At 73.2% G+C, this 10222-nt stretch carries 10 protein-coding genes; 6 read left to right on the forward strand and 4 right to left on the reverse strand.

Annotated features, from left to right (window positions below; translation table 11 throughout):
- Positions 1-36 precede the first annotated feature (36 nt).
- The 4 genes from SGLAU_RS19375 to SGLAU_RS19390 all read left to right on the forward strand — a co-directional run bounded on the left by SGLAU_RS19375 (position 37) and on the right by SGLAU_RS19390 (position 3951).
- Positions 37-1188 (forward strand): endo-1,4-beta-xylanase, encoded by a 1152-nt coding sequence (locus tag SGLAU_RS19375; RefSeq protein ID WP_043503173.1) that lies wholly within the window; start codon positions 37-39, stop codon positions 1186-1188.
- A gap of 77 nt (positions 1189-1265) precedes the next feature.
- Positions 1266-2198, forward strand: coding sequence for a helix-turn-helix transcriptional regulator (locus tag SGLAU_RS19380; protein ID WP_043503174.1), 933 nt, complete (start codon positions 1266-1268; stop codon positions 2196-2198).
- A gap of 54 nt (positions 2199-2252) precedes the next feature.
- Positions 2253-3101 (forward strand): carbohydrate-binding protein, encoded by an 849-nt coding sequence (locus tag SGLAU_RS19385; RefSeq protein WP_078957787.1) that lies wholly within the window; start codon positions 2253-2255, stop codon positions 3099-3101.
- A gap of 154 nt (positions 3102-3255) precedes the next feature.
- Complete coding sequence (locus SGLAU_RS19390) at positions 3256-3951, forward strand: demethylmenaquinone methyltransferase (protein WP_043503176.1); 696 nt, start codon at positions 3256-3258, stop codon at positions 3949-3951.
- Between the two features lie 84 nt (positions 3952-4035).
- On the opposite strand, the gene SGLAU_RS19395 is transcribed toward SGLAU_RS19390, so the two are convergent.
- Positions 4036-4389, reverse strand: coding sequence for a PASTA domain-containing protein (locus SGLAU_RS19395; RefSeq protein WP_043503179.1), 354 nt, complete (start codon positions 4387-4389; stop codon positions 4036-4038).
- 84 nt (positions 4390-4473) lie between these two features.
- The gene (locus SGLAU_RS19400; protein WP_043503180.1) at positions 4474-4980 is read right to left on the reverse strand and encodes a GNAT family N-acetyltransferase; all 507 of its coding nucleotides are present in this window, start codon (positions 4978-4980) and stop codon (positions 4474-4476) included.
- Positions 4981-5077: 97 nt separating this feature from the next.
- Here SGLAU_RS19400 and SGLAU_RS19405 point away from each other — a divergent pair, with 97 nt between their 5' ends.
- Positions 5078-6367 (forward strand): geranylgeranyl reductase family protein, encoded by a 1290-nt coding sequence (locus SGLAU_RS19405; RefSeq protein WP_043503182.1) that lies wholly within the window; start codon positions 5078-5080, stop codon positions 6365-6367.
- Here the strand turns inward: SGLAU_RS19405 and SGLAU_RS19410 are convergent, their stop codons facing one another.
- Together SGLAU_RS19410 and SGLAU_RS19415 are read right to left on the reverse strand one after the other, a co-directional pair.
- On the reverse strand, positions 6368-7543 hold the full coding sequence (locus tag SGLAU_RS19410; RefSeq protein WP_043503184.1) for a Cmx/CmrA family chloramphenicol efflux MFS transporter: 1176 nt from the start codon (positions 7541-7543) through the stop codon (positions 6368-6370).
- 733 nt (positions 7544-8276) lie between these two features.
- Positions 8277-9134 (reverse strand): C40 family peptidase, encoded by an 858-nt coding sequence (locus SGLAU_RS19415; RefSeq protein ID WP_043503187.1) that lies wholly within the window; start codon positions 9132-9134, stop codon positions 8277-8279.
- Between the two features lie 715 nt (positions 9135-9849).
- On the opposite strand from SGLAU_RS19415, the gene SGLAU_RS19420 reads away from it, so the two are divergent.
- Positions 9850-10209, forward strand: coding sequence for an NADH-quinone oxidoreductase subunit A (locus SGLAU_RS19420; protein ID WP_007383963.1), 360 nt, complete (start codon positions 9850-9852; stop codon positions 10207-10209).
- The last annotated feature ends 13 nt before the right edge of the window (positions 10210-10222 follow it).

Consider the following 10222-nt stretch of genomic DNA (forward strand, 5'->3'; position numbering starts at 1 on the left):
AGAAGCGATCTTCGAGACGAGGAATGAGGCTCCCTCATGAGATCGATCCGCTCCGCCGGCCTGGCCCTCGCCATCGCCGCACTCGTGCTCCCGCTCGCCACCGGCGTGGCCACGGCCGAACCGTCGGGCGACCGGCACGCGGGCCCCCAACGGGGCGTCCCGCACTCCCACGCGGCCTTCGACCGGCTGCGTCACGCGGCCCCCGAGGGCTTCCACGTGGGCACCGCGGTGGCGGGCGGCGGCCACCACCTGTCGCAGCCCTACCCGGACCCGTTCACCTCGGACAAGGAGTACCGGCGGATCCTGGCCCGCCAGTTCAGCTCGGTCTCCCCCGAGAACCAGATGAAGTGGGAGTACATCCACCCCGAGCGCGGCCGTTACGACTTCGCCGCGGCCGACGCGATCGTCGGCTTCGCCGAGCGCCACCGCCAGGTCGTGCGCGGCCACACCCTGCTGTGGCACAGCCAGAACCCCGAGTGGCTGGAGCAGGGCGACTTCTCCGCACAGGAGCTGCGCGCGATCCTGCGGGAGCACATCACCACCGTCGTCGGCCGCTACGCCGGACGGATCCAGCAGTGGGACGTCGCCAACGAGATCTTCGACGACCAGGGCAGGCTGCGCACCCAGGACAACATCTGGATCCGCGAGCTGGGACCGGGCATCGTCGCCGACGCCTTCCGCTGGGCACACGCGGCCGACCCCCAGGCGAAACTGTTCTTCAACGACTACAACGTGGAGAGCGTCAACGCCAAGAGCGACGCCTACCACGCCCTCGTCCAGGACCTGCTGAAGCAGGGCGTACCGGTGCACGGCTTCTCCGTGCAGGCCCACCTGAGCACCCGTTACGGCTTCCCGGGCGACCTGGAGAGCAACCTGCGGCGGTTCGACGCGCTCGGCCTGGAGACGGCCGTCACCGAACTGGACGTCCGCATGGACGTGCCGGAGGGCGGCCGGCCCACCGCCGCCCAGGAGCGCACCCAGGCCGACTACTACCGGCGGGCGCTGTCCGCCTGCCTGGCCGTCGAGGGCTGTGACTCCTTCACCATCTGGGGCTTCACCGACAAGTACTCGTGGGTGCCGGTGTTCTTCGAGGGCGAGGGCTTCGCGAACGTCATGACCGGCGACTTCGTCCGCAAGCCCGCCTTCTGGGCGCTGCGGGACACCCTGTGGGCGGCCCGGCGGGGCTGAGCCGCCGCCGGCCGTCCCGGCGTGAGACGCTGGTGCCGCTCGATTGGTCTGTACCTGCCATGAGGAGGTCCGGTTCCATGCGCGGCACCACCGTCCCGCCGGGGACACCCTGTCTCACGCCCCGTACCGGCGAACCGCCCCTGCACCGGCTGGAAGTGGCCGGCCCGGGGGCCGTCCCCTTCGCGGCGGGGGACTTCGACTCCCTGGGCCCGTACGCCCGCTGGGACCGGCCGCACCGGCACACCTTCTACGAGATCGTCCACGTGACCGCCGGTACCGGCACCCACGTCGTCGACCTCACCCGCCGGCCGCTCGCACCGCACCACCTGGCCGTGATCGCGCCCGGGCAGGTGCACCACTGGGAGGACGAGCGGGCCCTCGACGGCACCCTGGTGCTGTTCACCGAGGACTTCCTCGTCGACCACCCCGGCGACCGCGAGCTGCTGCGCCGGCTCGCCGGGCGCGGCTGGTTCCGGCCGCCGCCGGGGGAGGGCGAGCGGATCGGCGCGCTCATGACCGAGCTGGTCGGGGAGTACGAGCAGCGGGGGCCGGGGTACGAGGGCGTGCTGCGGGCGCTGCTGCACGTACTCGCCGTCCGGGTGGCCCGGCTCCCCGACGCGCCCGCGCCCGGCGTCCCGGCCGAGGGCCGCGGGGCCGCCGTCGCCCAGGCGTTCGTCCGGCTCGTCGCCCACCCCGAGGCGGTCACCTGGACGGTCCGCGAGTGCGCGGAACGGCTCGGCGTCACCCCCGGCCACCTCACCCACGCCGTGCGGACCGCCACCGGCCGCAGCCCGGGACGCCTGCTGATCGAGGCCCGCACCTGCCGGGCCCAGCGGCTGCTCGCGCACACCGAGCTGTCGGTGCGGCAGGTCGCCGCCCGCACCGGCTTCACCGACCCCGCCTACTTCAGCCGCTTCTTCCGCCGGGAGACCGGGCAGAGCCCCGGCGACTTCCGAAAACACCACAGTCGCGCACACCAGTCCCTCGAAGCCCCCCGGGCGCCCGCCTAGGTTCGGTCCCGTTCAGCTCGGTGTCGTTCCGACAGCCCCCCACTAGGAGCAGCCATGGACCACGCGACGAACGAGACACCCGACCCGGCCGGGGAGCCCCACGAGGAGCACCCTCCTCTCGTCCGCCGCAAGACGGTGCTGCGCGCCGCGCTCGCCGCGACGGTCGCCGTCCCCGCGGCCCTGGCCGGCGCCCCCGCGCTGGCCCGCACCCTCACCGCCGGGACCGGGACACCCCCGCTCACCCCGCCCTGCGACGACGGTGACGACCCCACCCCGCCGCAGACCGAGGGCCCGTACTTCAAACCGAACTCCCCGCGGCGCACCAGCCTGCTGGAACCCGGCCTGCCCGGCACCCGGCTCACCGTGAGCGGGTACGTCTTCGGCCTGGCCTGCCGGCCGATCTCCGGTGTCCTGCTGGACTTCTGGCAGGCCGACGCGAACGGCGCCTACGACAACACGGGGTTCCGGCTGCGCGGCCACCAGTTCACCGGCGCGGACGGCGCGTTCACCCTCACCACCATCTTCCCCGGCCTCTACCCGGGCCGCACCCGGCACATCCACGTGAAGCTCCAGGCCCCCAACCGGCCCGTGCTCACCACGCAGCTGTACTTCCCGAACGAGCCCCGCAACAACACCGACACCATCTTCGACCCGCGGCTGCTGATGACGGTGCGCGACGGGGGCGGCGGAAAGGAGGCGGCGTTCGACTTCGTCCTCTCCGTCCCGCAGGAGCCGGGCCCCGGCCCCACCCCGCCGCCGGACGGCACCTGGGCCGTCGGCACCACGTACCGGGCCGGGGACCGCGTGACGTACGCGGGCCGCGGCTACCTCTGCCTCCAGGCCCACACCGCGCAGCCCGGCTGGGAGCCCCCGTCGGCTCCGGCCCTGTGGCGGGCGGCCTGAGGCGCTGAGGGGGCGGGGCGGCGTTCTCCCGCGAGGCGCTCGGCGGGGGGACGCCGCCCCGAAGCGCGCACGTCGTCCGGGCCGGGGCGGGACCGACCGCCGGGCCGCCCGGGTGGGCACGCCCGCCGGGCGGCCCGGCTGCAACAATGAGGACGTGACCCGCGCATCCCTGGACAAGCAGCCGCACGAAGTCGCCTCGATGTTCGACGACGTGGCGGAACGGTACGACCTCACCAACGACGTGCTGTCCCTGGGCCAGGCCCGGGCGTGGCGCAAGGAAGTCGCCAGGGCCGTCGACGCCCGGCCCGCGCAGAAGGTGCTGGACCTGGCCGCCGGCACGGCGACGTCGTCCCTGCCGTTCGCCCGCACCGGCGCCTACGTCGTCCCCTGCGACTTCTCCCTCGGCATGCTCCAGGTCGGCAAGCGCAGGCACCCGTGGCTGCCGCTGACCGCGGGGGACGGCACCCGGCTGCCGTTCAGGGACGGCGTCTTCGACGCCGTCACCATCTCCTTCGGGCTGCGCAACGTCCAGGACACCGACGCCGCGCTGCGCGAGCTGTACCGGGTGACGCGGCCCGGCGGACGGGTCGTGATCTGCGAGTTCTCGCACCCGACCTGGGCACCCTTCCGGACCGTCTACACCGAGTACCTGATGCGCGCGCTGCCGCCGGTGGCCCGTGCGGTGTCCTCCAACCCGGAGGCGTACGTCTATCTCGCCGAGTCCATCCGCGCCTGGCCCGACCAGGCCGGCCTGGCCGGCCGGCTGAAGGCGGCCGGCTGGTCGCGGGTGGCGTGGCGCAACCTCACCGGGGGCGTGGTGGCCCTGCACCGGGGCTTCAAGGAGGGCTGAGCGAGACACCGGGGCTTTCCGGGCCGAGCGAGACCCGTCGGCCCCGGCCGCGCGGGGCCGTCGCCCACGGCCCCGGCACGGCCGTCACCCCAGGCCGAGCAGGCTCATCACCCGGGGTTCCTCCTCGGCGGCCGGCTCCCGGCGCATCCCGCCGTGCGGCACATCGGGCCGGCGCGGCTCGCGCACGCCCGAGCCTCCGCCGCCCTCGCCGGCGTCGAACCAGACGGTGACGACGGCTCCGCGCGGAACCCCCGCCCCGGGCGGCGGGTACTGCCGTACGACGTGGTCGGCCACCGTGCGGGAGAAGTCGGGCCGGTCGGGCGCGGCGAGCAGCACTCCGTGCGCCCGGGCCGTCTCGCGTGCGTCCACGGCCATGAGGCCGACGAGCCGCGGCACGCGTACCTCGGGTGTATTGGGTGGAATGGGCACAGTTGTCACCCCCAGCGGTACGGGGAAGAGTAGCCGCCCGGGGTGCCGTCCGGAAGCTTCAGGTGGCGTTCCGTAGCCGAGGATGACGAAGCGTCACAACTCCAGCCGGTAGCAGTGCCCCTGCTGCTTCGACTCGGGCGTCGTGAAGGTCTCCGCGAGGCGCATCCCCAGCCGCCGCGTCACCGCGATCGAGCGGGTGTTGCGGGCGTTCACCATCGCCACCACGCTCGGTACGCCCGCCGCCCGCACCCGCTCCAGCGTCTGCCGGGCCGCCGCCGTCACATAGCCCCGGCCCCAGTGCTCCCGGCCCAGCCGCCAGCCGATCTCGATCTCCCCGGCCGGACCCCACTCGCCCGGCCAGGGCTGGGCCCCCGTGAAGCCGATGACCCGGTCCTCCTCGTCCAGCATCGTCCACAGGCAGAAGCCCAGTTCGGCGTCGTGCTTGCGCTGACGGGCCGTCAGCTCCTCGTAGACCGACAGCTCGGCGGACCGGCCGCCGTGGAACTCCATCACGTCCGGGTGGTCGAAGACCCGGTGCCAGGCGACGGCGTCCTCGTCGGTGGGGACACGCAGCCGTACCACGGGGAGCGTTCTGTTCACGGAGCAGCCCTTCAGCCGGGTGATCGATTCTGCTGAATAGACTGCCCGTGTCCAGTGCCGGTCGGCACGCTGATTTCGAACTTGGGGAGATCCCGCCGTGACCGAGCCCCTCCTCTCCGACAACACCGCCGACGTCATCGTCGTGGGCGCGGGGCCCGCCGGCTCCACCACCGCCTACCACCTCGCCAAGGCCGGGCTCGACGTCCTGCTGCTGGAGAAGACCGAGTTCCCGCGCGAGAAGGTGTGCGGCGACGGGCTCACCCCGCGCGCGGTCAAACAGCTCGTCGCCATGGGCATCGACATCTCCGAAGAGGCCGGCTGGCTGCGCAACAAGGGCCTGCGCATCATCGGCGGCGGCGTCCGGCTCCAGCTGGACTGGCCGGATCTCGCCTCCTTCCCGGACTACGGGCTGGTCCGCAAGCGCGACGACTTCGACGAGCAGCTCGCCCGGCAGGCGCAGAAGGCGGGCGCGCGGCTCCACGAGCGCTGCAACGTCTCCGGCCCGATCGTCGACGACCGCACCGGCCGCATCACCGGTGTCACCGCCAAGCTGGGCGAGGAGAAGCGGGAGGTCTCCTTCCACGCGCCGCTCGTCGTCGCCGCCGACGGCAACTCCACCCGCCTCTCCCTGGCGATGGGCCTGCACCGCCGCGAGGACCGCCCGATGGGCGTCGCCGTCCGCACCTACTTCACCTCCCCGCGCCACGAGGACGACTACCTGGAGTCCTGGCTGGAGCTGTGGGACCGCCGCGGTCCCGGCGAGGACCGGCTGCTGCCCGGCTACGGCTGGATCTTCGGCATGGGCGACGGCACGTCCAACGTCGGCCTCGGCGTCCTGAACACCTCCGACTCCTTCAAGGAGCTGGACTGGCGCGAGGTGCTGAAGGCGTGGTGCGCGTCCATGCCCGAGGACTGGGGCTACACCCCCGAGAACATGACCGGCCCGATCCGCGGCGCCGCCCTGCCGATGGCCTTCAACCGCCAGCCGCACTACACCAAGGGCCTGTTGCTGGTCGGCGACGCCGGCGGCCTGGTCAACCCGTTCAACGGCGAAGGCATCGCCTACGCCATGGAGTCCGGGCAGCTCGCCGCCGACGTCATCGTGCAGGCGCACGCACGGACCACGCCCGCCCAGCGGGAGGCCGCCCTCCAGCGCTACCCGCGCGTCCTGAAGGACACCTACGGCGGCTACTACACCCTCGGCCGCGCCTTCGTGAAGCTCATCGGCAACCCGAAGGTCATGAAGATCGCCGCACAGCGCGGCCTCACCCACCCGATGCTGATGAAGTTCACCCTCAAGCTGCTCGCCAACCTCACCGACCCGACGGGCGGCGACGCGATGGACCGCATCATCAACGGACTGACGAAGGTGGCGCCGAAGGCCTGATCACCCCCGCGGCGGCCCGGCGCTCGCCGTGCGCCGGGCCGCCGCGGTCAGCGCGAGCCCGGCCGCGGCGAGGGCGGCGCTGATCCAGGCGGCGGCGCGCTGGTCGCCGGTCGCCGCGGTGGCCGCCCCGGCCAGCAGGGGCCCGGCGACGGCGCCCGTGTTGAGTGCGGCCGTGGCGAACGAGCCGCCCAGCGCGGGCGCGTCGGAGGCGACCCGCAGCACCCGGTTCACCACCGCCGTACCGACCCCGAAGGACAGCGCGCCCTGCACCGTCGCCAGCGCGAACAACGGCACGGCGGCGGTCCCGGCCAGGGCGAGCGCCGCCCATCCCGCAGGCAGTGCCGCCGCCGCGAGCACCAGGCCGCGCCGCGGCCGCCCGGCGCCGTCGACCCCGCCGCCCGTGCGGCCGGTGACGGCCACCCCGGCGAACGCGCCCACCCCGAACGCCGCGAGCAGCCCGGGCACCGCCGCCTCGGGCAGCCGCGCGGTGTCCGTGGCGACGACGGCCAGACAGGCGAAGGTCGCGAACGTCGCCCCGTTGACGACGGCCGCGAGCGCCAGCGCCGAACGCACCGGGCGGGCCCGCAGCACCCCGATCTCACGGCGGACGCGGACCCGCGCGCGGCCGGCCGGATCGGCGGGCGCCGAGCGGTGCACCAGCGCCAGCGCGGGCAGGCACAGCGCGGCCACCGCCCAGAACGCCGCGCGCCAGCCCGCCCGCTCCCCGAGCAGCGCGCCCGCGGGCACCCCGACGACGCACGCCAGCGTGATCCCGGACAGCAGGACGGCCATCGCCCGCGCCTGCTTCTCCGGGGTGACGAGCGAGGTCGCCACGGACAGGGCGACGGCGAGGAAACCGGCGTTGACGACCGCGGCGACGATCCGGGTGGCGAACAGCACCGCGAAGTCGTGGGTGACCGCGCCGGCCACGTGCACGACGACGAACGCCGCGAGGAACCCCGCCAGCGCCCGGCGGCGCGGCCACCGCGCGCTCCAGGCGGCCATCAGCGGGGCGCCGGCGACCATCCCGGCCGCGTACGCCGACGTCAGGCTCGCGGCGGCGGCCACCGGCACGGACAGATCACGGGCGATGCCGGGCACGAGCCCGGACAGCATGAACTCGGAAGTCCCCTGGGCGAAGACGGCGAGACCCAGGACATGGAGGAACACAGGCAAGGAGTCGACTCCGGCGTGAGATGCGGGCAGGGGCATCCGCGCGCTGGAGGGGGAAGAACCGACCGGGGCACGCGGAGCGCGTGTCCGGCCGCCGAAGGCGGGGGCGGCTCGGGGAGCCGTACGAGGATCAGCCTGCGGCCCGCCGCCGGGCGACCGGCGGCTCCGCTCTGTCGGACTCGGGGTTCGTCACGCGGGGCACGCTAGCGCCGGCCTCGCGGTCCAGCAACCGAATTGACGCCGTCATGGCGCGGGCCTGGCGGGCGCGGGCGGCCCGGCACGGTCCGGGGCCCCGGAGGCCGGCGGGCGGGGAGTGCAGGCGCGGCGAGGCCGCGGAACAGGAAGGCGGACGTCGGCGCGTCACCGCGCCGGGCCGGGCAGGCGGCGGACGCCGCGGGCGGCCCCACGGTGTGCGCGAGTGCCGTGCCCGGCTGCCGCCCCGGGGGTGCTCCGACGCCGTCCGACGCGCCGCGGGGAACGCGCGCAGGACGCCGTGTCCAGGTTCGGGTGCGCGGGTGGCGGCCGACGACGAAACCGTGACGATCCACGTGACCCCGCGCGGTGGGACGGGTCGGGCGATCACCGTGACCGGGGCCGGGGCGACGGCGCCCTGCGGCGATCCGCTCACCTCACGGGGACGCCGGCCGCCGGGGGGCCGTGTCCCCCGGGGCCGGGATACGCCGGAAGGGCCGCTGCCCCCGAGCGGCTGCGGCCCTTCCACGGTGTCGAGCGAGGGTCAGAGGACGCGCACCGCTCCCGACGCCGGGTAGCCGGAGAGGTCCTGGATGACGACGCCCTTGGAGGGGTTCGCGGCGTCCAGGTACTGGCCGCCCCCGATGTACACGCCCACGTGGTACGCGGAGCCCTTGCCGCCCCAGTACAGGATGTCGCCGGGCTGGATGCTGGACAGGGAGACCTCGGTGCCCATCATCGACTGGTCCTGCGACACGCGCGGCAGGTCCACACCGACCTCACGGAACGCGGCCTGGACGAGGCTGGAGCAGTCCCAGGCGTTGGGGCCGGTGGCGCCCATGACGTAGGCGTCGCCCAGCTGGGCCTTGAGGAAGGCGATGACCGTCGCGACGCTGCCGCCGGCGGGCGCGGAGACGGACGGGGCGGAGACGTCGGCGGAGGGCGCGGAGACGTCGGCGGACGCGGCGAGCGTGACCCGCTCGGCGTCGCGTGCGGCGCGCTCCGCGGCGGCCTTGCGCGCGGCCTCCTCGGCCTTCTTCTTGGCCTCGGCCTTCTTCTTCGCCACGGCGAGGTCGGCCTTGGCCTCCTTGGCGGCCTGGGCGGCGGCCGCGTCACGCTCGGCCTGCAGCTCGTAGTTCGCGGCGGCCAGCTCGGTGGCGTCCGCGGACTCGGCGACCTGGGCGGCCAGGTCGGCCGTCAGGGTGGGCAGTTCGAGCGTCTGGGTCACCGGTTCGGCGGCGTTCGCCGGACCCGACGCACCGGCGACTGCCACGGTGCTGAGGATGCCACCGGCAACTCCGGCCCGCATCGCGATCTTCGACGCGCTGCGGCGGGGCTTCCGGTGGCTGCGTATGTGAGCGGTGTGGGACATGGGAACAACCGGTATCAGGGCATCCTCCATACCTTCAAGAAACGTGGGCTGCGCCACAGTTGTTCAATCCGGCCCCCGAAACGCCGCCACCGGCCTCCTTATTGACGCCGTAACGGACATAGCGGACCCACCCCCTCAAGCCTGTGATCATGGGCTTTCGTCGTTACGCCCGAATTGCCCGCCGCCTACCACCGGTTGGGATGGTTGGCCAAGCCCGGTTCTCGGGGCCCTCTCGCGAATGTGGCGGAGGTCACGGAACGGTCGCGGCGGCGGGTGCGTCTGGCGCGCGTCCCGGCGGCCGGAGAGTTCGTGAACGCGCGCACACGTCCACACCGGCCCCCGAACCTCCTTCCGAGGTGTGAACGGCGGCCGTTATCAAGAGATCGACTTCGGCGCCAATTTGCATGCGCGAGAACTCTCTTGATATGGAGACGCCCCCTTCGACCTGCGGCGACGAGCGGAAATGTCACCAGTAGTGATCACTCAGACGCTTCGCGTACGAAGATCACCGCTCATACGACTTCATGATCCTTCGTCAGGTGGTGGAGATCACAAAGCTTGTGCAATACCCCGTGTCGCAGATCACAGAGCGGCAGGCATAAGATGCGAGGCAGTTGGGCTTGTGACCTGCTTCACATGTTCTCGATCTTCGCCGTCACCAACGGGGTTGAGGAGGCCGGTGGGGCGGGTGGGGCCCGATGCAAAACCGCCAGCAGTCAGTGCCGACTGAGAGGAGCGAGGAGCGGTGAACGCGTATGCGCCCATCCTCGTACTGGGAGCCCTCGGGGCAGGCTTTGCGATCTTCTCCGTGGTCATGGCCACGCTGATCGGTCCGAAGCGGTACAACCGCGCCAAGCTCGAAGCCTACGAGTGCGGTATCGAGCCGACCCCCACGCCGGCCGGCGGCGGGCGCTTCCCCATCAAGTACTACCTGACGGCGATGCTCTTCATCGTCTTCGACATCGAGATCGTCTTCCTCTACCCCTGGGCCGTCACCTTCGACGCCCTGGGGGTCTTCGGGCTCGTGGAGATGCTGCTCTTCGTGCTCACCGTCTTCGTCGCCTACGCCTACGTGTGGCGGCGCGGCGGCCTGGAATGGGACTGAGGGGCCTTACGTC

Origin of the sequence: Streptomyces glaucescens, from assembly GCF_000761215.1 — a bacterium.
Lineage (GTDB): Bacteria > Actinomycetota > Actinomycetes > Streptomycetales > Streptomycetaceae > Streptomyces > Streptomyces glaucescens_B.

Coding starts and splice junctions, on each gene's coding strand:
- SGLAU_RS19375 (WP_043503173.1), top strand. CDS start 37: ATGAGATCGATCCGCTCCGCCGGCCTGGCCCTCGCCATCGCCGCACTC.
- SGLAU_RS19380 (WP_043503174.1), top strand. CDS start 1,266: ATGCGCGGCACCACCGTCCCGCCGGGGACACCCTGTCTCACGCCCCGT.
- SGLAU_RS19385 (WP_078957787.1), top strand. CDS start 2,253: ATGGACCACGCGACGAACGAGACACCCGACCCGGCCGGGGAGCCCCAC.
- SGLAU_RS19415 (WP_043503187.1), bottom strand. CDS start 9,134: ATGGAGGATGCCCTGATACCGGTTGTTCCCATGTCCCACACCGCTCAC.